This is a genomic window from Amycolatopsis bartoniae (genome assembly GCF_014191255.1).
In the GTDB taxonomy this organism is placed as follows: domain Bacteria; phylum Actinomycetota; class Actinomycetes; order Mycobacteriales; family Pseudonocardiaceae; genus Amycolatopsis_E; species Amycolatopsis_E bartoniae.
This window is the reverse complement of the sequence record NZ_JACHWH010000005.1, coordinates 143,156-164,539: the sequence shown is the minus strand read 5'-3', so window position 1 is coordinate 164,539 and position 21,384 is coordinate 143,156. Positions and strand designations below refer to the sequence as shown.

Below are 21,384 nucleotides of genomic sequence, written 5' to 3'. Positions count from 1 at the left end.
GCTGCCAGACTGGGCCTGTGCACGACGTCACCGCGCAGATCGAGGCCCGCATCGAGCGTTTCGTCCGGGAGCGCGTCGCGCCCGCACTGGAGCGGCGGTGCCTCGCGCTCGACGTGACCGCGTGGGAGGTGCCCGGCGAACCGGTGCCGTTCGCGGACGCCGTGGCGCAGTCGTACGTCCCGTTCGCGACCGGAACGCCGTGGGGCAAGCCCTGGGGCACGACGTGGTTCCACGTCACCGGGGCAGTCCCCGAAGGCTGGGGCGGCGCGCTGGAGGTCGTCTTCGACCTCGGGTTTTCCGGTCAGTACCCCGGTTTCCAGGCCGAGGGGCTGGTGTACCGGCCGGACGGCTCGATCGTCAAGGGCCTGGAGCCGCTGAACAACACGGTGCCCGTCGAGCCCGGGCCGATCGACCTCTACGTCGAGGCGGCGTCGAACCCGGACGTGGCCGGCGGCTACCTCTTCCAGCCCACGCCCCTGGGCGACAAGGCCACCGCCGGCACCGAGCCGATCTACACGCTGCACCGGATCGACCTCGTCGAGCGCGACCTCACCGTCTACCACCTGCTGCGGGACTGCTGGACGCTCGCCGGGTTGCGCGACGAGCTGGACCCGTCGCTCCCGCGCCGCGCCGAGATCCTGCGGGCGCTGGAGCGGATGTGCGACGTCGTGGACCCCGACCGGGTCGCGGAAACCGCGGCGGCGGGCCGGGAAGCGCTTTCCGGAGTGCTCGCGTCCCCCGCTCACGCCAGCGCGCACCACGTGATCGCGGTCGGCCACGCGCACATCGACTCCGCGTGGCTGTGGCCGACGCGCGAGACGATCCGCAAGTGCGCCCGGACGTTTTCGAACGTGCTCGCGCTGATGGACGAGTATCCGGACTTCGTGTTCGCCTGCTCCAGCGCCCAGCAGTACGCGTGGATCAAGGAGCACTACCCGGCGCTGTTCGAGCGCATCCGCAAGCGGGTGGCCGAGGGGCGGTTCGTGCCCGTCGGCGGCATGTGGGTGGAGTCGGACACGAACCTGCCCGGCGGCGAGGCGCTGGCGCGGCAGTTCGTGCACGGCAAGGGTTTCTTCCTGCGGGAGTTCGGCTTCGAGCCCGACGAGGTGTGGCTGCCCGACTCGTTCGGCTACAGCGCCGCCCTGCCGCAGCTCGCGCGTGCCGCCGGGGCGCACTCGTTCCTCACGCAGAAGATCTCGTGGAACCAGACCAACCGCATGCCGCACCACACCTTCTGGTGGGAGGGCATCGACGGCAGCCGCGTGTTCACGCACTTCCCGCCCACCGACACCTACAACTCCGACCTCTCCGGCGCCGACCTCGCCCGCGCGCAGCGACAGTACGCCGAGAAGGGGGTCTCGAACGTCTCGCTCACGCCGTTCGGCTTCGGCAACGGAGGTGGCGGGCCGACGAGGGAGATGCTGGAGGCCGCCGTCCGGACCCGCTCGCTGGAGGGTTCGCCGACGGTGGAAATCGGGACACCGCAACGGTTCTTCGACCTCGCGAAGGCGGCGCACCCGGCACCGGCGACGTGGTCGGGTGAGCTGTACCTCGAACTGCACCGCGGCACCTACACGTCACAGGCGAAGACGAAGCAGGGCAACCGCCGCAGTGAGCACCTGCTGCGCGAGGCGGAGCTGTGGCACGCGACGGCCGCGTGGCGTGGCCTCGGCGAGTACCCGTACGAAGAATTGGACGCCGCGTGGCGAACCGTGTTGTTGCAGCAGTTCCACGACATCCTGCCGGGCTCGTCCATCGCGTGGGTGCACCAGGAGGCCGAACGCAACTACGCCGCGCTCGCCGAGACGCTCACGCCGCTGATCGAATCCGCGCAACGGCTGCTGGCCGGGCCCGGTGCCGAGTCCGTGATGTTCAATGCGGCGCCGGTGGCCGCGGCCGGGGTGCCGGCGCTCGGGGCCGCGGTGGGTTCCGGGCCCGCTCTGGTTCCTCCCGTTGTGCACGACGGCTGGGTGCTGGACAACGGTGTGGTGCGAGCGGCGTTCGACGGCGCCGCACTGCTGCGGTCCTTTGTGGACGTACGATCCGGACGCGAGCTGATCGCGGACGGCGAGGCCGCGGCGCTGCTCCAGGTCTTCCGCGACCTGCCGAACCGCTGGGACGCCTGGGATCTCGACGAGCACTACCGGCACCACGTCGACGAGCTGCGCACGGCGGACTCGGTGACGGTCGAGGGCGACGCGCTTGTCGTGCGGCGGTCGTACCGCGACTCGGCCTTCGTGCAGACGTTCCGGCTGGCCCGCGGCGCGAAGGAGCTGGACATCGAGACCAGGATAGACTGGCACGAAAGGGAAAAGCTGCTGAAGCTCGCGTTCCCGCTCGCGGTGCACGCCGACCGGGCGTCGTCGGAGGTGCAGTTCGGGCACGTGCAGCGGCCCACGCACGCGAACACGTCATGGGACAACGCCCGTTTCGAGACGGCAGCACACCGCTGGGTGCACGTCGGCGAGCCCGGTTTCGGGGTGGCGCTCGCCAACGACTCGACGTACGGCCACGACATCAGCCGCCGCTGGGCGGCCGACGGCTCCACGGTCACGCTGGTACGGCAGTCGCTGCTGCGGGCGCCGCGCTATCCCGACCCGCACGCGGACCAGGGCACGCACGTGCTGCGCACGGCTTTGCGGCCCGCGGAGTCGGTGCTCGAAGCGCTCGACACGGGCTACCGGCTGAACCTCCCGGTGCGCACGGTCACCGGCGGCGGCCCGGTGGCGCCGCTGCTCACGGTCTCGTCGCCCGCGGTGGTGGTGGAGGCGGTGAAGCTGGCGGAGGACCGGTCCGGGGACCTGGTCGTGCGGCTGTACGAGGCGCGGGGCGGCCGGGCCCGGGCGCGCGTGGCGTTCTCGGCGCCGGCGGGCCGCGCGTGGACGACGGACCTGCTCGAACGGGAGCCGGCCGACGGCGTGGCGCAGCGTTCGTCGTGGGCGGCGGGGGAGCCGGTGGACATCGCTTTCCGGCCGTTCGAGATCGTGACCCTGCGGGTCAGCGCCCGGTGACGGCGTCGCCCGCCGTCACCGGCAGGCGCCAGGCCGCGACCGCCGGTCCGAGCAGGATCAGCGCGAGCAGCACGCACGCGACGCCGTAGGGGCCCACGGGTCCGGGCACCACCGCCTGACCCAGCCGGATGAGCAGCGCCCCGGCCGCCACCCCCAACCCGGCGCCGAGCTCCTGCAACGCGGAGAACAAGGTGTTCGCGTGCGTCATGCGCTCCGGTGGCACGTCCGCGAAGGCGATGCTGTTGTACGCGGTGAAGCCGATCGAGCGCGCCACGCCGCTGGCCACCAGCAGTGCGAGCAGCAGCGGCAGCGGCGTCGCGGCGCGCACGAACGCCATGCCCACCAGGCAGGCGGCCCCGGCGGCGATCGCGCCGAGCAGGACGCGGCGGATGCCGAAGCGGCGCATCAGCGGTGTCGTGGCCGGTTTGATGCCGACGTTGCCGGCGAACAACGCGATCACCGCGGCCCCGGCCTGCGCCGGGCTCCAGCCGAACCCGAGCTGGAACAGCAGCGGCAACAGGAACGGGATCGAGGTGATCACCGCGCGGTACACCGAGCCGCTGGCCGCGGTGAGCCGGTACGTCCGCACTCGCAGGGTCCGCAGATCCACCAGCGGATGCCGCGCCCGCAGCAGGTGCCGCATGGAGAGCACGAGCGCGACGACGGCCACGACGAGCGCCACGGCCGTGCGCGGGCCGAAACCCGAGCCGAGCCCGTCGAGCGCCACGATCAGCGCCCCCACGGCGACGGCCGTGAGCACGAACCCGGCGAGGTCGAACGGGGGTGGCCGCTCCGCACGCGACCGCGGCACGATCCGCACGGCCACGGCGAGCGCCGCCAGCCCGAGCGGCACGTTGACGAGGAAGATCCACCGCCAGGACGCGTACTCGGCCAGCAGGCCGCCGGCCACCGGGGCGACGACGGGTGCCAGTAGCGCGGGCCAGGTGAGGTAGGCGATCGCGCGCACGAGGTCGGGCTTGGGGGTGGTCCGCAGCACCGCGAGCCGCCCGACCGGCACCATCATCGCGCCGCCTGCCCCCTGCACGACCCGGCACCCGGTCAGCACGGCGAGGTCAGGCGCCACGGCGCAGCCCGCTGACGCGAGCACGAACACGGCGAGCGCGAGGCAGAAGACCCGGCGTACGCCGAAGCGGACGGCGAGCCAGCCGCTGACCGGGATCAGCACACCCACGGTGAGCACGTAGGCGGTGATCGCGACGTTGACCGCGACCGCGCTGACCCCGAAGTCCCCCGCGATCCGCGGTACGGCGGGCGCGATGACCGTGCTGTCGAGGATCTCCATGAAGAACGCCGCGGCCACGAGCAGCGCGACACCCCGCTGGAACCCCACGCACACCCTCTCTTCCGCCGCCTGGGTTGATCGTACGGCGTGTGGGCGGGGCGGCGGTTGTCACGGGGAGCTGCTGGGGTGCTCGTGCGGAAAACGCCGTCGCCGTCGCCCCAGTGGGCGCTGGGACGGTGGCAGCGTGCCCGTGCCCGGCCCCTGATGGTTCGCGGCACGGCGAACGTGGGTGGGGAAAGCGCTTTCCCGCCAGCGGGATAGCGCTTTCTGCCGCGCCATCGGATCGCGGGGGCGGTGGCACCTCGCGCACGCTTGGCCCACGCGGTACGGCAGGTGGTGGCTGTGAAAGCGCTTTCCAGCATGCACTGGCGGGAGCGGCACGCGCTCGCCCCCGCGCCGCGGCCCGAAAGCGCTTTCTCCCTTCACCCCCCGGTGGGTGGCCGCTTGATCCGGGCGGGACGTCCCGAACGCCAGGACGCGGGTCCATTAGTGTCCGCTGGTTACTAATGACCTATGCTGAGTCGTGTTCGACGGATCGGCCGTCACCGGACAGCGGGAGGCACGATGTGGGACGCGGGCGGCGTGCAGGGCACGGTCGCGCCGGGATTCGAGGCCGTGCGCGAGCAGTTCGCCGCGCTGCTGGCCGCGGAGGGTGCCGACCTGGACGTCCAGGTGGCGGCCTACCACCGCGGGGAGAAGGTGGTCGACCTGTGGGCCGGGCCGGACGTGCACGCCGGCTCGATCATGGGGATCTACTCGGCGAGCAAGGGGGTCGCCCACCTGGTGGTGGCGCTGCTGGTCCAGGACGGCGTGGTGGACCTGGACCGGAAGGTGAGCCACTACTGGCCGCAGTTCGCGGTCGAGGGCAAGCAGGACCTCCTGGTGCGCGAACTGCTCGCCCACCGGGCCGGCCTGGTCGGCGCCACGGACGGGTTCACGATGGAGGAACTCGCCGACGACCAGGTCGTGGCCGAACGACTCGGTGCGCAGCGCCCGTTCTGGCGACCGGGCCGGGCAGCGGGATACCACGCGCTGGTGATGGCCGCGCTGAGCGGGGAGGTGGTGCGCCGCGCCACCGGTCGCACCGTCCAGGAGCACTTCGCCGAACGGCTCCAGGCCCCGCTGAAGCTCGACCTGCACCTGGGCCTGCCCGAAGATCAGGACGACCGGTTCCTCAGCGCGCAACCGATGACGGCAACCCCGGAACGCCTGCGCGAGCTCGCCGCGGCCGCCACCGCTCCTGACAGCCTCAGCGGCATCGCCTTCAACCGCCACCATCCGCGCAACCGGGAGGTGTGGGAACTGCCCAACCTTCCGCTCATCCGCTCCCGCGGGCCCGCCTCGTTCGGCGGTGTCGGCACCGCCCGCAGCCTGGCCAAGCTGTACTCGGCTCTCGTGTCGCCGGTCGACGGTGCCGGCCCGCTGCTCGAACCCGCCACCGCGTCGGCGTTCGGCCAGATCCAGTCCCACGGCTTCGACCTGGTCCTGCGGCAGCCGAAGGCGTGGGCCACCGGATTCCACGCCTCGTCGGAGACCTACCCGGTCCTCGGCGCCGGCGCGTTCGGCCACAGCGGTGCCGGCGGACAACAGGCGCTGGTCGACCCACGGCACGAGCTGTCCTACGCCTTCCTGCGCCGACGCTTCCTGTTCCCCGTCCAGGCCGACGCCGACCACCTGCGACTGCTGAGCGCGTTGGTCACCGCCGCGCGCAGGGCCTGACCGGCGCGCGGAGAGCTGGTACTGACACCCGCTACGCCGGAAAGGCGGCCGATCGGCGGATCACGAGCGCCGCGGAGAGGCCGCAGGCCGCGGCGATCGCCAGTGCGGCGGGGAGGGTGCCCGTGTCCAGGCAGAGGCCGCCGATCGCGGCGCCCGCGGCGATGCCGATCTGGAACGCCACCACGTACGCCGCGGAGGCCAGGTCGGCCCGGTCGGGCGCCACGCGCAGCACCGCGGCCTGCAGGATCACCGCCATCCCGCCCGCCGGCACCGCCCACAGCACGACCGCGATCCCGGCGACCATAGTGGACAGTGCGCCCGCCGTCGACAGCACCAGCAGGCACGCCGCCGCGCCACCGGTGACGAACAGCGCCGTGGCGCGGGGACGGTGGTCCACCCGCCGTCCGATGAGGACCAGCCCCAGCAAGCCCGCCGCGCCGTAGCCGAGCAGCAGGCCCGACGTCGCGGAACCCGTCACGTGCACGTAATCCGCGATGATCACCGTGACGTAGGTGTAGGCCGCGAAATGGCCCAGCACCACGACCAGCGTCACCAGGTTCACCGGCGCCAGCGCCCGGGCGGTGACGGCGCGGCGGATCACCGGGCGCGCCGAGTGCTCCGGGGGCAGCGGGCGCACCGTCGCGCGGATCACGACCGCCGACAGCGCCGCGGCCCCGGCCACCGCGAGGACCGTCGGCCGCCAGCCGATCGTCGCCCCCAGCCACGAGCTCAGCGGCAGCCCCAGCAGGAAGGCGAGCGAGTTCCCGGCGAAGACCACCGCCGTCGCACGGCCGGACCGCTCCGGCCCGAGCAGGCGCGTGGCGACCGGCGCGACGATCGACCAGAACACCCCGTGCCCCGCCGCGGACACGACCCGGGCCAGCACCGCGACGCCGTAACCGGGGGCGAGCGCCAGCAGCACGTTGGACACCGCCACCGCCGCGATCGTGACCAGCGCGGTGGACCGCCGGTCCCAGCGGGAGGTCAGCGCCACCAGCGGCACCACCGAGATCGCGACCACGATCGCGTAGCCGGTGGACAGCAGGCCGACGGCCGGGCCGGACACGCCGAACCCCGCCGCGAGCTGGGGCAGCAGCGCGACCGGCAGGTTCTCCGAGGTCACGGACACGAAGCAGGCGGCGGTGAGCGTGCCCAGCGCGATCGCCGTGCGCTTGTCGAGCATTGTTTAACGATACACAGATAGGATGGGCCCATGTCCAGCCCGCGCGTCACCATGGCCGACGTCGCGCGCCGCTGCGGCGTGTCGCCGATGACGGTGTCGTACTGCTACAACCGGCCGGACCGGGTCGCGCCCGAGACGCTGCGCCGCGTGCGGGAGGTGGCCGCCGAGCTGGGCTACCACGGCCCGGACCCGACCGCGCGGTCCCTGCGCCGCCGCCACAACGGCGCGCTCGGCGTCGTGCTGGGGGAGCACCTCGCGTACGCGTTCGAGGACCCGCAGGCGCGCCGGTTCCTGGCGGGGGTCGCGGAGGTGTGCCGCGAGCGCGGGGTCGGGCTGAACCTCATCCCGACCACCGGCGCGGAGCAGGACGGCGAGCGCGTGCGGTCGGCGGCCGTCGACGGCTACATCGTCTGGACAACTGTGGACACCGACCCGGTGCTCGAAGTGGTGACCGGGCTGGGCAAACCCGTCGCCATCCACGGCGGTCCGGCGGTTCCCGGCGCCGAACTGGTCACCATCGACAACCGCGCGTCCGCCCGGGACCTGGCCGCGCGCACGTTCGCCGGTGCCCGCCGCCCGGCCGTGCTGAGCCTGCCGTTCGACCGGGACCGCGAGCCGCGGCTGGAGACCGGGCCCGTCGCCGAAGCGGTGCCGTTCCCGGTCACCCGCGAACGCCTCCTCGGCGTCTACGACCACTGCCGGGAGGCGGGCCTCGATCCACGCGGGCTGCCCGTGGCCGTGGTCGCCCGCAACGACCGCTACGAGGCCGAAGCCATGGCCGACGCGCTGTTCGACGTGCGCGCCGACGCGGTGGTGGCGATGAGCGACCAGCTCGCCTTCGCCGTCCTGGACGCCGCCCGGCGCCGCGGGCTCTCCGTTCCCGCCGACATCGCCGTGGCGGGCTGGGACGACGACCCCGACGCCGGGCGCGAGGGCCTCACCACGATCGCGCAGTCGCTGTTCGACCAGGGCCGCGCGTGCGCGCTGATCGCGCTCGGCGACGGCGCGCCGCGCCGCGAGCCCGGGTGGGCGGCGACGGTGCGCGCGAGCACCCGGTGAGTCAGACCAGCGGCTTGCCGGTGCGGATGCGGCGCCGGACGTCCCACAGCAGCAGGTCGTAGGGGAACCGCCGCAGGGACGGCGGCTGGAGGCGCACCAGTAGGCCCACGGCCGCGACGAGCCGTTCGAACCGGCGCTGGTCGCCCGCGCTCCACGGCAGCCCCAGCCGTGCGCGGAACGGCTCCGGCAGGAACCCGGTGGTGACGAACCGGTGGAACCGGCCCAGCAGGGCGGGCAGCGGGCGAGGCAGGAACTTCAGGTCGGCGAGGTCGAGCAGGAACCGCCGCACCGGCTCGTCGATCCGGATCCGGTCCAGCGAACCGGTCCAGTACTCCTCGAACGCGTCGCGGTCCGGGGGCCACGCCTCGGCGGGCATCTGCAGCGTGGTGCCCAGCGTCGCCGCGGACTGGTAGAAGCGCTCCCGTTCCTCGCGTCGCAGCGGCCCGAGGAACGCCTGGTGGGTGTCCTCGAAACCGCGGTAGAGGCACGCGGCGACCCACAGCTGCAGGTCCGGGTCGAACGCGTTGTAGCGCACCGGACTGTCCTCAGTGGACCGGACTTGTGCGTGCTGGGCGTTGACCGCCTTGCGGTACGCGGCCTTCTCCTCCGGGGTGCCCATCATCGCGACGGCGAGATAGCTGAAGGTGGTCCTGGTGCGCTTGACCGGGTGCCGCTCCAGCCGCCCGCTCTCCACCCGGCTCTCCAGCACGCCGTAGCCGACGCCCGGCCGCGCGAGCTGCATGATCACGTTGGCGCCGCCGGCCAGGAACGCGGCGCCGACGACGGCGTTCTCGTCGGGCACGGGTGGCCTCCCCGCAATCTGAATACGTGTGTTCTCAGATAAGGGAACGATCGTCGCCCGGCTTCTGTCAAGATGTCCGCATGGGATCAGCCGGGATGCGGACGTACGGCGGGGTCACGGGGGCGGGGCGGAAGGCCGAGCGGCGGGCGCAGCTCGTCGAGGCCGGGCTCGACCTGCTCGCCGGGGACGGCGGGCAGCTCACCGTGCGCGGCGTGTGCCAGCGGGCGGGGCTGACGGCGCGGTACTTCTACGAGAGCTTCACCGACCGCGACGAGCTGGTGTCCGCGGTGTACGAGCACGTCGTCACGCTCGTCGCGAGCCGCACGCTGGCCGCGGTCGAGGACGCGCCGCCGCACGCGCCGGCGAAGATCCGCGCCGGGCTGGCCGCGATCGTGCGGGCGGTGGCGGGCGACCCCCGCCGCGGCCGGGTGCTGTTCTCGGTGACCCTCACCGAGCCGCTGCTGACCCGCCGGAGGCTCGAATCGTCCCGGTTCTTCGCCGGGCTGCTCGGCGGGCAGGCGCGCGACTTCTACGGCCTGCCCGAGACCCCGGCGCTGGAGCTGGCCGCGCAGTTCCTCGTGGGCGGCCTGGCGCAGACCCTGACCAGCTGGCTGGACGGCACCCTGGAGCTGACCGAGGACGAGCTGGTGGAGGAGTGCGGCGGGATCTTCGCGGCGGTGGCCGCGCGACGACGTTGAGCGCCACGGGCACCCGGGAACCGCAGCACCGCCGGAGGTGTTCCGGCGTCCACTTAGGACAGCAGGCCCAGCCACGTGGCGGCGTGTCGCCGCCGCGCGACCCGCAGTTCGGACAGTAGTCGGTATGCGGGGGAGCGCAGCCGGATTCGGAAGTATTGACAGAAGGGGTGGCTCGGTCTGGGATAGGCGAGGTGACCCTGCCGCGACTGCTCCGGCGCAACGCCACCGAGTTCCCGGACCTGTCCGCGCTGACCGGAGGTGCGCGATGACCGGGCTGCTCGTGGAACGCGCGGACGCGGTGCTGCGGATCGTGTTCGACCGGCCCGAGCGGCTCAACGCCCTGACCGCCGGCGTCCTGCGGCGCGCGGCGGACGCGGTGGAGGAGGCGGCCGCCGACCCCCGGGTGCGGGTGATCGTGTTCGGCGGTACGGGCAGGGCGTTCAGCTCCGGCGCCGATCTGTCCAGTGTGGACGGTGACGGCACGGAGGGCATCGACCAGGCGAACCGGCTGGTCGGGGCGATCGCGGGGACGCCGAAACCCGTGGTGGCGGCGGTGAACGGCGGCGCCGCCGGGGTGGGCTGCTCCATCGCGCTCGCGTGTGACCTGATCTGGGCGGCCGAGTCGGCGTACTTCCTGCTGGCCTTCGCGGGGGTCGGCCTGATGCCCGACGGCGGGGCGACGGCCACCGTCGCGGCCGCGGTGGGCCGGGCTCGTGCGGCGCGGATGGCGTTGCTGGCGGAACGGATCCCGGCGCGGCAGGCGCTGGACTGGGGACTGATCTCGGCCGTCGCGCCCGACGAGGCGCTGTCCGCGGAGGTGGACGAGGTGGTGGCCCGGCTCGCCGCCGGCCCGACCGCCGCGTACGCGGAGACGAAGAAGGCGCTGCGGGCGAGCACCCTGCCGGACCTGGACGGGGCGCTGGCGCGGGAGCGGGCCGGGCAGCTGAGGTTGTTCGCCAGCGAGGACTTCGCCGAAGGGGTGCGGGCGTTCATCGAGCACCGGCCCGCCCGGTTCACCGGTTCGTAAGAGGGTTTCGATGCGGCGAAAGCGAAGTATCCGGCTGGCGGTGGTGGCACCAGCAGTGGCCCGCACAGCCCGCCGAACAGGACCAGCGCCCGCCCAGCCGCCGAAGTCCGCCCAGTCTCCGCCGCCGTCGTACGAGGCTGGTTCGGCGTCGCGCCAGTCCGTCGAGCCGCCGGCGGAGGGCCCCGCGGTGGCGGCGTCCTGGCCCGCCCCGGTTCACCCGCGGTTTGCCCGAACGGGCCACGCTGGCAGCGGAGGTGGGAACATGGAGCTGAGGCATCTGGTGTCGTTCCTCGCACTCGCCGAGGAACTGCACTTCGGGCGGGCCGCGGCGCGCCTGCACGTCACGCAGCCGTCGTTGAGCCAGCAGCTGCAGCGGCTGGAACGCTCGGTGGGCGTCGAGCTGGTGTCACGGACGTCGCACGCCGTGCGGCTAACCCCGGCAGGCCGGGCGTTCGAAACCGAAGCGCGCGTGGTGGTGGCGGGGGCGGGCAAGGCCGTGCGCGCCGCGAGGGCGGCCGCCGACGGCCGCGCGGGCACGGTGCGCGTGGGCTACAACTTCCCGGCCGCGCGGCACGTGCTGTCCCCGACGCTGGCCCGGATGCACGCGGAGTTCCCGGAAGTCGTGGTGGAGCCGCGGGAGCGGCGGACGGGCCCGCAGCTCGCCGCGCTGGCCGCGGGAGACCTGGACGTCGTGCTGGGCTACGGGCGCCCGGTCACCGGCAACTTCCGCTCCCGCGCGCTGGTACGGCTGCCGATGGTCGCGGTCGTCGGGCGGGAGCACCCGTGGGCCGGCCGGGAGCGCGTGCCGTTCGCCGAGCTGGCCGGGCAGCCGTGCGTGTTGTTCGACCGCGCGCGGAGTCCGGCGATGCACGACGCGATCACCTCGGCCGCGCGGCGCGCGGGCATCCGGCTCGACGTGGCGCAGCTGACCGACGACCCGGTGGCCACCGCGATCCTGCTGTCGGTGCGGCCGCTCGTGGGTTTCGCGTCGGCCACCCGGGTCGCGGCCGGGCAGGACGTGGTGCCGGTACCGTTGTCGGACCCGTCGCCCGCCGTGGAGGTTTGCGCGGTGTGGCGGGCGGAGGAGGACCCGGTGCGCGACGCGTTCCTGTCCTGCCTCGAAGTGGTCAGCTGAGCCCGGTCGCGGCGCGCACGAGGCGCAGCCGCCCGGCCTCGTCGTGCTCGTACGCCGGCGTGGCCGGGCCGAGGTCGAGGGCGGTCGCGACGAAGACGCCGTCGATCAGGTCGATGCGGCTGAAACCGCTGCCGGTCACCCCGCGCAGGCGCGCGCGGGGCGGCAGGGCGTCCACGCGGTAGGCGATCGCGGGCGAGACCCACACGGGCACGCCGGCGAGCGCGCCGCAGCCGGTGCGGTGCGCGTGGCCGGTGAGCACCATGCCGACGTCCGAGCAGCGGAGCACGCCGGCGAGCGCGGCGGAGTCCCGCAGGCGCAGCAGGTGCACCGTCGGCACGGGCGAGGGCAGCGGCGGGTGGTGGACGACGAGCACGGTCCCCAGCGGCGCGGGGGTGGCCAGCTCGCGGCGCAGCCACTCCAGCTGCTCCGGTTCGAGGCGACCCTCGTGCCGCCCGGGAGTGGTGCTGTCGAGCACGACCACCCGCAGACCATCGATCCAGTGCACGGCGTCGACGGATCCTTTGTCTACTGTGGACAGTAGTTCGGTGTGGAACGCGGCGCGCTCGTCGTGGTTGCCCATCGCGTAGATCAGGCGGGCGCCGAGCTTTTCGGCCGCGGGCTCGACGAGTTCCCGCAGCCGCCGGTACGCCTGGGGCGCGCCTTCGTCGGCGAGATCTCCCGTGAGCAGCAGGGCTTTCACGTCCACACCGCTCGCGAGGACCTTGCCGAGCGCGGACTCCAGCACCGCGGCGGTGTCGACGAGCCCGTGTTCCGGGTGTCCGTCGCCGCTGAGGTGCGTGTCGCTGATCTGGATCATCGTGGTCATCACCCGATCCCAGCAGCGGCGGATGCCGGAAAGGTGAACACCGGCGGCCGCGCGGGCGCGGACCGCCGGTGTCACCGGCCACGATCGGATTTTCCGCCGGTTCGATAGGCGGCCTCAGAACACCCAGTCGTAGCCGGTCCAGCCGGAGCGCACGAGCTGCCCGGTGGCGGAGTCGAACACGGTCGCCGGCGCCGCCGGGTTCCACGTTCCCGAGTGCAGCACGCCGCGCAGCTCCCCGGTGGCGGTCAGCCGGGCGGCGAAGTCCGGGTAGTCGTCCTGGTTGAAGTCGGGGAACAGGAGGTGGTCGGCGGCGTTCATGCCGGAGTCGATGATCCGGAACCACTTCGCCACGGGGTTTCCGGCGGAGTCGACGTCGGCGAACAGGTCCAGCAGCCAGAGCGTGCCGTCGGTCATGGTGACCAGGATGTCCTTGAAGTAGTCACCGGTCAGGTCCGCGAGGTGGATGCCGGTGACGTAGTCGGCTCCCGTCAGCAGGGCGCCGCGGTAGCTGTAGGACGGCTTGCCGTTCACCGTGCCGTCGTTGACGTAGAGGTCGATCGCCTTGGTGCTGGGGTTCTTCAGGACGAGGTCCGCGCGGCCGTCCGGCTCCAGCGGGTTGTTCGGGTCACTGCCCACGAAATCGCCCAGGCACACCGGCGACGACGGGGTGAAGCCGGAGAGGAAGGACACGTCCGCCGCGAACGACGGCGTGCTGGTGCCCTGGTTGTAGGCGGCGTACATGACGCCGGACCCGTCGATGCTCGCGATGTCCGCCCGGCCGTCGCCGTTGAGGTCACCCTGCCCGAACCACACCCGGTTCGGTGTCGCCGTGCGCACGCGGGTGGGCCCGGCGAGGGTCGAAGTGCCGTTGAGGCCGCCGGTTCCGGTGTAGAGGTCGATTCCGGTGGAGGCGCGGTCCCGGGTCAGCACGTCGTCGATGCCGTCGCCGTTGAGGTCGTTCTCCGCGGACGTGACGGACATCCGGCGGGCCGGCGCCGCCGGTGCGCGGTGCGCCGACAACGCGGCCAGCGCCGGGCCCGTTCCGGGCAGGGCGACCGGCTCCGCGGCGCTCGCCGGTGTGGCGAGGCCGAGGACGAGCAGCCCGGCAGTGGCCACAGTGGACAGTGTTCTGGTGGTTTTCTTCATTCTCTCCCCAGTTCTTCGTTGTCAACCGGTCAGGGACCGGGCCAGTGCGGGGACGAACTCCCCGGGGTGGGACTCGGGCGCGGTGCCGCAGGGGCCGTCGGAGATCCCCGGAACGGTCAGCCACGCCTGCTGCAGCGCGCCGGGCTCGTCGGAGAAGGTGCCGGGCGAGCCCAGTTTCGCGCCGGGCGGATTGCAGTTCCCTGTCACCGCGGCGCCGTTGCGTGAGCTGTCGGCGAGCAGGAAGTAGTCGCGGCGCCCGGTGCTCGCCGAGACGGCGTCGAAGAGCCGCCGGGCGGGGGCGGCGAGTTCGGCGGCGGGGGTGTAGCCGCCGACGTTCAGCGTGACGCCCGCGGCCTGGGCGAGTCCGGCTTCGGTCAGGCCGGCGGCGTAGCGGCTGGGGTCGTCGGTTCCGGAGACGTCGAGGAAGACGAAGACGTTCGGCGCGGTGGCGCGCAGGATGCGGACAGCGGCGGCGAGGTAGGTCGTGACGCCGGGGCAGTCGCCGGTCAGGAGCCGGGGTTCGAGGACGACGATGGCCTTCTCGCCGCCGAGCCCGCGCGCGAGGTCCGTCACGGCGACCTGGTCCGGACCGGGGCACTGCCCGGGCTCGGTGAAGGCGGCGACGAGCATCGGCAACCAGCGTTGCTGCGCGGCTTGCGCCACGTAGTCGTGCACGCGCCCGGTGTCCCCGGCACGGAAGCGGTGGGCGACGGGGGTGTAGGCGATCTGCTGCTCGATGGGCTCCGCCGCCGAGGGGGCGCTGCCCACGTTCGCACGCACCCAGTCCAGCGCCGGGTTCGTCAGGTCACGGGCCAGCTGGTAGCGGCCCGCGAGCAGCCGGAAACCGGGCGGCGGCGCGGCCGGTGGCGGCGGGGTGACGCAGCCGCCCAGCAGCAGCACCTCCAGCAGAGCGCCGACGAGCCTGCTCACCCGGCCACCTCTTCCGGACGGCGGGAGAAAGCGCTTTCTGGCGGAGTGCGCGGAGCGTTGGGCGCCCAGGAGCCCGATCACGCGGTCACCTCTTCCAGCCAGCGCGAGAAAGCGCTTTCTGGCGGAGTGTGCGGAGCGTTGGGCGCCCAGGAGCCCGATCACGCGGTCACCTCTTCCGGACGGCGGGAGAAAGCGCTTTCTGGCGGAGTGCGCGGAGCGTTCGGCGCCCAGGAGCCCGATCATCCGGTCACCTCCTCCGGACGGCACACGAGAAAGCGCTTTCTGCCGGAGGGCACGGAGCGTTCAGCCCCCACGACCCCGATCATCGGGCCACCTCCTCCAGCCAGCGCGAGAAAGCGCTTTCCGCCGGAGTGTGCGAAGCGTTCGGCACCCACGACCCCGATCATCCGGTCACCTCTTCCGGACGGCGCGCCGCGACGGGCTCCCGGGAGGGCGCCGATCGGCTCGATCACCCGGCCACCTCCTCCGGACGGTACGCCGCGACGGGCTCCGCCAGCGAGCGCGCGAAGTGGTTCAGCACCCGGCGGCAGCGGGCGTCGGCGAGCCCGGCCACCGCGCGGTCCGCCGCCGACAGTTCGGCCGCCAGCGACTCCTCGCACACCGCCGACAACGCGGGCCGACGGTACCGGATTTCCTCCTCGTCGGCGGTGCCCGCCAGGTCCGGCAACCCGGACAACCCCGCCGCGAGGGCGCCACCCAGTGTCGTGTCCAGCCGCGAGCGCCGTCCGTGCAGCAGCGCGAGATCCTCCGCGAGCAGGAACAGCCGGCCGCACGTCCGGCCCAACCGGCGCACCGCCGCCACGTCCGCATCGCCGGCCCCCGCCAGGTGCGCTCCCGTCCGGGCCGGGAACTCGAAGAAGCTTTCCCACAGCGGCACGACCCGTTCCTCCGCCCGCAACGCGACCAGGGAGGCCAGCCACGCCGAGAACGCGGCCGCCAGCTCCGGGCGGGTCGTGGTGAGGACCTCGGTGGCGGTGGCCAGGAGATAGTCCGCCGCGATCACCGCCGAGGCGTACCGCCAGTCGACCCCGCGCGCGAGCGGCTCGGCCTCGCTCGCGGGCACGCTGTGCGCCAGCGCCCCGAGCAACGCCAGCTCGATGGCGGCCGCCACGGGGGCGTGCCGGACGTCCGGGTGGCCGCCCGCCGAGAGCAGTGCCCCCGCGAACAAAGTGGACGGTCGCAGCGCGTGCCGGACCGGTTCCCGGCCACCGAGGGTGTGCATCGCGAGCAGCGGCCATTCGTCCCCGATCCGCCGCACCATGACCTCGTTGCAGGCGAGCGTGAACGGCGCGAGGTACACCGTGACCTCGTCCGGGTGGCGCCGCTGCCGCAGGCTGTCGTGCGCCATGGCCCCGCCCAGCAGCACCGCGCGATGGCTCTGCCGGTGGAACGGGTGCTCCGAGGTGGACGAGCTCGCCAGGATCCGCCACGCGAGGTGGTAGTGCCGCACCGCGTGCCGGGCCGACTGGAAGTAGCCGACGAACGCCGAGCGCAGGCCCCGGCGGTACGCGTGGGCGATGCGCTCCGCGTCGCCGGGGGACGCCAGCACCGCCTGCGCCGCCAGCTCGCCGCTGCGGACGGCGTTGGCGATCCCGTCCCCGGTGAACGGGTTGACCAGCCCCGCCGCTTCGCCGAGCGTCAGCACGCCGTCCGGGGTGGCCCCGTCCGGGGTGAACCCGGCGTTGACCGGATGGTCCACGAGGGCGCCGACGGGCAGCGCCCCAGCGAGCCGGGGGTCGGCGCCCCGGACCACAGCGGCGACCTCCTGGTGGGGAAGGGGACTGGCCGACATGGTGGTGACCGTGATGGTGGCGCGCCCGCCGGGCACGGGCACCGCCCGGACCACGAGCGGGACGGTGGAAAGGTTCGCGCCCGGCTGGGTGAGGTGGGTGAGCACCTCGTCCGCGAGTGCGCAGCCGCGCCAGGTACCGGTGGTGGCCCAGCCCCGGCCGGGCCCGGCGCCGGTGGCTCCGGTGGCGTCCAGCAGCACGACGGGTTCGCCGAAGCGCCGCACGACGTCCTCGATTTCCGCGTCACCACGCCGAACCCGGGCGGGCTCCGCCTCGACGAGCCGCGCTCCGGCGGCGACCGCGGCTTCCCGCACCGACAGCACCGCGTCCCGGTACGGCAGCACCTGGACCCGCGCGTCGTCGAAACGCCTCGGTGGCGCGTCCCCGAACGACAACACGACCCCGGCCGTACCGCCCGGGACCGGCCCGGGTTCGAGTGCGACGTGGTACTCCGGGAGCGGGTCACGCCGTTCGAGCACCACGACGTCGAGCCCCGCTTCGGCGAGCGCCCGGGCCGCGGTGCTCCCGGCCGGTCCCGCACCGGCGATCAGAACGTCCACAGCGCGTCGGCCACCTCTCTCAGCGCCGTCGCGGGTTCCGGTTCGACCGGCGCGAGCGCGGCGAACGCGAGTTCGCGGCGGCGGCGGGCTTCCCGGACGGCCCGGTCCAGACCACCCGCGCCGAGCACGAGTTCCCGGATCCGGGCCAGCTCCGCGTCGCCGATCTCCGGCGCGAGCAGGAGCGCGGCCAGCTCGCCGGGGCGGACGGCCAGGGCGTGCAGCGTGGGCAGCCCGTAGAAGCCGAGCCGGTGGTCCGTACCGGCGGGTTTTCCCGAGCCCGCGGGCAGGAAGTCCTTGCAGTCGTCCTCGATCTGGAAGCACACCCCGAGCTGCCGGGCGAACTCCGCGACCGCCGCCGCGAACGCGGGCTCGCGCCCGGCGGCACCGGCACCGAGCACGCAGCTCAGCACGAACAGCTCGCTGGTCTTCCTGACCACTATGGCGACGTAGGCGTCCAGGTCCAGCCCCGTGTCGTAGGCACGCTCCACGTCCATCAGCTGGCCCAGCGCGAGTGCCGCGGTGCAGCGGGCAACGGCGGCCGCCGTCCGCGGCCCGAGGTCGGCGGACTCCTGGCCGACCAGCGCCACGCAGGCCGTGCCCGCGAGCAGGGCCAGGTCCGGGCCGACCCGCTCGTGCGCGCTGGGCAGGTCCCGCCGGGTGGCGGCCCGGTCCACCACGTCGTCGTGGATCAGCGAGGCCAGGTGCAGCAGCTCGACGATCGCGCCCAGCCGGACGAGCTCCGTCCGGTCGGCTCGGCCGCCCGCCGCGGCGGCGGCGACTAGCGCCGCCCTGGCGCCCTTGCCCGCCCGGTCGACGAACGGCACCACCGCGGGCTTCAGCGCGGACGGCAGGTCCTCGCACAGCTCGCGCATTCGCGACCGCACGGCGGCCTGGTAGTCCATTCCCCGGACCCGTCAGCGGGGCCGGTGGGCGGGGTAGAGCGAACCGAGCGCGCGGATCGTCGGCACCGCGGCGGTGGTGTCCCAGACCTTGTCGAACACGTCGGTGCGGTTCATGAACGCCACGAGCTGCTGGTGGTTCATCCCTTCGGTCTGGCGCACCAGCGACGTGAAGATCTCGTTGGTGGCGTCGGTTTCCTCGGTGGTCATCCGGGTCTGCAACGAGGCCAGGCCGAGCGCCGCGTCGTCGATGTTCTCCCGGGTCACCACCAGTCCGGGGCGGTCCGGCGCCGCCAGCGCCGAGTCGATGAAGTCCCGGTACTTGTCGTACATGCTGGCCGCGCCGGCCTTCTCGCTGTCCGACGCCTCGACGCCCTGGGTCCGGTCCAGGATCACGCTGTTGTTCAGGTAGAACAGCTGGGTCAGGAAGCTGCCGGTGGTGCTGGCCGCCATGAACTGGTCGCGAATGCGGTCAGCGAGCGGGATGTCGTTCTCCAGCGGCAGGTCGTACATCGAGGCCACCGCGCTCGTCGCCTCGCACTTGCTGAGCCCCAGGTCGATCGGCAGCCGCGTCTCGCCGTCCCCGCCGAGCCGGACCGTCGAGCCCGAGTCGCCCGGCCAGCCGAAGCGCGTCGTGCCGACCAGGTCGGTGAACCAGCCGATCCGCGAGCCGCCGTTGATCTCCAGGAACACCGGGAACTTCATGTTGATCGCGTGGATGCGCGACGAGGCGTACCCGGTGCGGGCGCCCACCTTCTCGACCGGCGCGCCGAGGTCCGGCGGACCGGGCACGTAGATCGCCTCCGGGGTGAGCAGGTCGGCGCCGAGGGCCTCCAGCGTGTTGTCGATCTTCGCGGAGACGCCGTAGAAGTTGGTGGGATCGGCCGCGAAGAACAGCCCGACGCACGGGTGGTCGACGCTGTAGGGCGCCATCAGGTCCTCCGCGACGGCGTCGGTGATCTCCTTCGCCTGGTCGTCGGTGAGCTTCGCGAGCGCGGCGTCGGTGAGGTTGGGCCGCGTGACGCCGAACGTGTAAGGCACGAAACGGGTGACGCGCGCGACGGTGTCGGCGGGGCTGCCGGTGTAGGGCTGGGTGATCGCCTGCCCGACCGAGGTGCTGGAGTTGTTCAGCACCAGCACGTGGTTGTTCGACAGGATCGAGGGCGAGTTGTCGGTGAGGTCGCGCACGATCGCGCCGAGGGTGCCGTAGCCCTGCATCCCGATGTTGCTGATCTGGCCGCCCTGGCGCAGCGGACGGTACTTCTTCGTGAGCGTCGCCTCGACCGTCGGGTCGAACGTCGTCGTCCCGCCGAGCACGAAGGGCCCGGCTTCGAAGACGTCGACCCCGTGGTTGACCCCGCCGACGTTGACCTGCCGCGGCAGCAGGTCCTCTTCGAGCAGCAAACCCGGCGGCCGTTTCTTCGTCACGAACACCACGACCACCGGCTCGTCCGTGGTCTCCCCGTCGCGGACGCGGTAGGCGACACCGGCGCCGTTGAACCCGCGGCGCTGGGCGAAGCCGCTGATCAGGTCGTCACGGCCTTGCAGCAGCTGGTTGTGGGTCTGCCGGGAGAACGTCATCTCGCACCCCCGACCGGCATCGCGGCGAACCTGCGCGCGTAGTCGAGCCACAGCTCGGCGGCGGGGCGGCGGCCCGGCTCGAACCGGGACGAGATCGTGGCGAGCGCGGTGGCGACGACCGCCGTCAGCCCCGGCAGGGCCCCGGCGGTGTCCGCCACCCGGCCGATCGCCCTGACCAGCGCCTCCGGCTCGCCGGGGAGCGGGCCGGCCGTCCGCAGCCGGCCGAGCCCGTCGGCCAGCGCCGCCCGCCCGGCGGGGTCCACCCGGCCGAGCACCGCGGACAACCTCGGCTGGGTGGCCCTTCCGGTGGCGGGCCCCGTTTCGTCGAACGCCGGGAACGGCACGGGCAGCACCGCCACGGTGCGGGCCACCTGGACGAGCAGGTCCTCGTCGGCCGCGCTCAGCGGGGCCGCCGCGGCCGGTGCCGCGCTCACCGTGGCGAGCGCGGCGACCGCGGCCGAGCCCGCCAGCACCGTGCGCCTCGTGGGCAGCGCCGATTTCGGCCGTAGCGAAGGAAAGGGACGCATTCCTGCCTCCAGGGACTCCGTCGTCGCCTCCGGTGCGCGATGCGCACGCCCCCTGTTCCCCCAGGGCGGATGCGAAATCCTGGCGACAGGCTAGCGGTGCTTCCGGGCAAAACGTGCCGTTTCCGTCGATGTCCACCCTGCTGGAGCAATTGTCCGGTCGCCGAGGGTCCTGGTGAGGTTTTCAGACGGTGACGTCGACCTTCTCGGGTTCTTCGACCGGTGACCGCCGCCGCCGGAGCGCGAAGACGGCCACCGCGGCCACCACGACGATCAGCCCCACCAGCGCCCACGGCACCGCGGCGCCGTGGGCCGTCGTGGAGACCGCCGCCAGTGGCGCCACGGAACCGGACGCGTCGGTGAGCAGTGGCGTCAGCGTGACCGTTCCCGTCAGCGCCAGCGCCGGGACCACGCCGTGCACCGGGACGGAGACGTCCCGCGTCTCACCGGGCAGCAACGAAGGTGTGTCGGGGACCGGGTCCGCCGTCGCGCGCCAGCTGCCGAACGGGCCCGACACCGATACTGCCTGACGGGCGGAAACCGTGGCGTTGCCGGTGTTGTGGACCGTGTACGTCAGCGTCGCGTCGCCGGAACCGGAGAGCGTGCCCGAGTAGTCCACGTCCAGGTTCTCCACCGCCAGCTGCGGCCGCAGCTCGCCGCCGACGCGCACCTGGATCCGGAGGCCCACCCGCCGCTCCACGCCGTTCTCCGTCAGGGACGTGACGATGCCGCCCGTGTGGTCACCCGGCGCCGCGTCGGCCGGGACGGTCACCGTGAACGGCACCTCGGTGGTCTGTCCCGGCTGCACCGTCACGTGGGCGGCGCCGGGACGCACCCACGCGCCCACGCCGGTCGAGGGCTTGTCCCGCGTGAGGAGGTCGAGCCTGCCCTCCCGCGTCGTGAAGGCGTCCGCGCTGTACACCGCCAGGTCGAGGGGGGCGGTGCCGGGGTTCGCGACCACGAGACCGTCGTCGACCTGCCCGCCCGCGTCGACGGTGTAGCTGTAGTTCTCCCGCCCCGCGCCGAAGTCGTTGGCGGCGGTCGCCACCGTCCAGGGCGCGGCGTCCTGCGCCGCGGCCACGGGCGCCGAGGCGAGGCCGGTCAGGGTGAGCAGCGCGAGGGCGGCCGCGCGGGCGATGGGGTGCATCCGGGAGGTTCCTTCCGAAAGGG

General features: G+C 73.4%; 18 protein-coding genes. 6 read left to right on the top strand and 12 right to left on the bottom strand.

Annotated elements, in window-relative coordinates; translation table 11 throughout:
- Positions 1 to 17: 17 nt before the first annotated feature.
- Entirely contained in the window at positions 18 to 3,011 is a 2,994-nt protein-coding gene (locus tag FHX82_RS24305) for an alpha-mannosidase (protein WP_145936105.1), read from the top strand.
- Here FHX82_RS24305 and FHX82_RS24300 read toward each other — a convergent pair.
- Positions 2,998 to 4,362 (bottom strand): MFS transporter, encoded by a 1,365-nt coding sequence (locus FHX82_RS24300; RefSeq protein ID WP_229880346.1) that lies wholly within the window; start codon positions 4,360 to 4,362, stop codon positions 2,998 to 3,000. The genes FHX82_RS24305 and FHX82_RS24300 overlap by 14 nt on opposite strands.
- Positions 4,363 to 4,878: 516 nt before the next feature.
- Between FHX82_RS24300 and FHX82_RS24295 the strand changes: the two genes are divergently transcribed.
- A complete protein-coding gene (locus FHX82_RS24295) occupies positions 4,879 to 6,033 on the top strand; it encodes a serine hydrolase domain-containing protein (RefSeq protein WP_145936106.1) in 1,155 nt (384 codons plus the stop codon).
- Positions 6,034 to 6,064: 31 nt separating this feature from the next.
- Here FHX82_RS24295 and FHX82_RS24290 read toward each other — a convergent pair whose 3' ends face one another.
- On the bottom strand, positions 6,065 to 7,216 hold the full coding sequence (locus FHX82_RS24290; RefSeq protein ID WP_221216486.1) for an MFS transporter: 1,152 nt from the start codon (positions 7,214 to 7,216) through the stop codon (positions 6,065 to 6,067).
- 30 nt (positions 7,217 to 7,246) lie between these two features.
- Between FHX82_RS24290 and FHX82_RS24285 the strand changes: the two genes are divergently transcribed.
- On the top strand, positions 7,247 to 8,275 hold the full coding sequence (locus FHX82_RS24285; RefSeq protein WP_229880344.1) for a LacI family DNA-binding transcriptional regulator: 1,029 nt from the start codon (positions 7,247 to 7,249) through the stop codon (positions 8,273 to 8,275).
- A gap of 1 nt (position 8,276) precedes the next feature.
- Here FHX82_RS24285 and FHX82_RS24280 read toward each other — a convergent pair whose 3' ends face one another.
- Positions 8,277 to 9,077, bottom strand: a complete 801-nt coding sequence (locus tag FHX82_RS24280) for an oxygenase MpaB family protein (protein ID WP_261377192.1) — start codon at positions 9,075 to 9,077, stop codon at positions 8,277 to 8,279.
- Positions 9,078 to 9,157: 80 nt separating this feature from the next.
- On the opposite strand from FHX82_RS24280, the gene FHX82_RS24275 reads away from it, so the two are divergent.
- From FHX82_RS24275 to FHX82_RS24265, 3 genes are all read left to right on the top strand, one after another.
- Complete coding sequence (locus FHX82_RS24275; protein WP_145936108.1) at positions 9,158 to 9,775, top strand: TetR/AcrR family transcriptional regulator; 618 nt, start codon at positions 9,158 to 9,160, stop codon at positions 9,773 to 9,775.
- Positions 9,776 to 10,040: 265 nt separating this feature from the next.
- On the top strand, positions 10,041 to 10,802 hold the full coding sequence (locus tag FHX82_RS24270) for an enoyl-CoA hydratase-related protein (protein WP_145936109.1): 762 nt from the start codon (positions 10,041 to 10,043) through the stop codon (positions 10,800 to 10,802).
- Between the two features lie 262 nt (positions 10,803 to 11,064).
- A complete protein-coding gene (locus FHX82_RS24265) occupies positions 11,065 to 11,937 on the top strand; it encodes a LysR family transcriptional regulator (RefSeq protein WP_145936110.1) in 873 nt (290 codons plus the stop codon).
- Here the strand turns inward: FHX82_RS24265 and FHX82_RS24260 are convergent.
- The 9 genes from FHX82_RS24260 to FHX82_RS24220 form a co-directional block, all read right to left on the bottom strand.
- The gene (locus FHX82_RS24260; protein ID WP_145936111.1) at positions 11,930 to 12,763 is read right to left on the bottom strand and encodes a metallophosphoesterase; all 834 of its coding nucleotides are present in this window, start codon (positions 12,761 to 12,763) and stop codon (positions 11,930 to 11,932) included. The genes FHX82_RS24265 and FHX82_RS24260 overlap by 8 nt on opposite strands.
- A 114-nt stretch (positions 12,764 to 12,877) precedes the next feature.
- Positions 12,878 to 13,909, bottom strand: a complete 1,032-nt coding sequence (locus tag FHX82_RS24255) for an FG-GAP repeat domain-containing protein (protein WP_145936112.1) — start codon at positions 13,907 to 13,909, stop codon at positions 12,878 to 12,880.
- Between the two features lie 21 nt (positions 13,910 to 13,930).
- Positions 13,931 to 14,839, bottom strand: a complete 909-nt coding sequence (locus FHX82_RS24250) for a glycoside hydrolase family 6 protein (protein WP_145936113.1) — start codon at positions 14,837 to 14,839, stop codon at positions 13,931 to 13,933.
- 239 nt (positions 14,840 to 15,078) lie between these two features.
- Entirely contained in the window at positions 15,079 to 15,312 is a 234-nt protein-coding gene (locus FHX82_RS24245; protein WP_145936114.1) for a hypothetical protein, read from the bottom strand.
- Positions 15,309 to 17,210 carry an NAD(P)/FAD-dependent oxidoreductase gene (locus FHX82_RS37805; RefSeq protein ID WP_183176800.1) on the bottom strand — a complete coding sequence of 634 codons (1,902 nt, stop codon included), beginning with the start codon at positions 17,208 to 17,210 and terminating at the stop codon, positions 15,309 to 15,311. The genes FHX82_RS24245 and FHX82_RS37805 overlap by 4 nt, the downstream gene beginning before the upstream one ends.
- The gene (locus tag FHX82_RS24235; RefSeq protein ID WP_145936116.1) at positions 17,198 to 18,112 is read right to left on the bottom strand and encodes a polyprenyl synthetase family protein; all 915 of its coding nucleotides are present in this window, start codon (positions 18,110 to 18,112) and stop codon (positions 17,198 to 17,200) included. Before FHX82_RS24235 ends, FHX82_RS37805 begins: the two co-directional genes overlap by 13 nt.
- Positions 18,113 to 18,124: 12 nt before the next feature.
- Positions 18,125 to 19,690 carry a hypothetical protein gene (locus FHX82_RS24230; RefSeq protein WP_145936117.1) on the bottom strand — a complete coding sequence of 522 codons (1,566 nt, stop codon included), beginning with the start codon at positions 19,688 to 19,690 and terminating at the stop codon, positions 18,125 to 18,127.
- Positions 19,687 to 20,217 carry a hypothetical protein gene (locus FHX82_RS24225; RefSeq protein ID WP_145936118.1) on the bottom strand — a complete coding sequence of 177 codons (531 nt, stop codon included), beginning with the start codon at positions 20,215 to 20,217 and terminating at the stop codon, positions 19,687 to 19,689. Before FHX82_RS24225 ends, FHX82_RS24230 begins: the two co-directional genes overlap by 4 nt.
- A 181-nt stretch (positions 20,218 to 20,398) precedes the next feature.
- Entirely contained in the window at positions 20,399 to 21,361 is a 963-nt protein-coding gene (locus FHX82_RS24220) for a DUF916 domain-containing protein (protein WP_145936119.1), read from the bottom strand.
- Positions 21,362 to 21,384 lie beyond the last annotated feature (23 nt).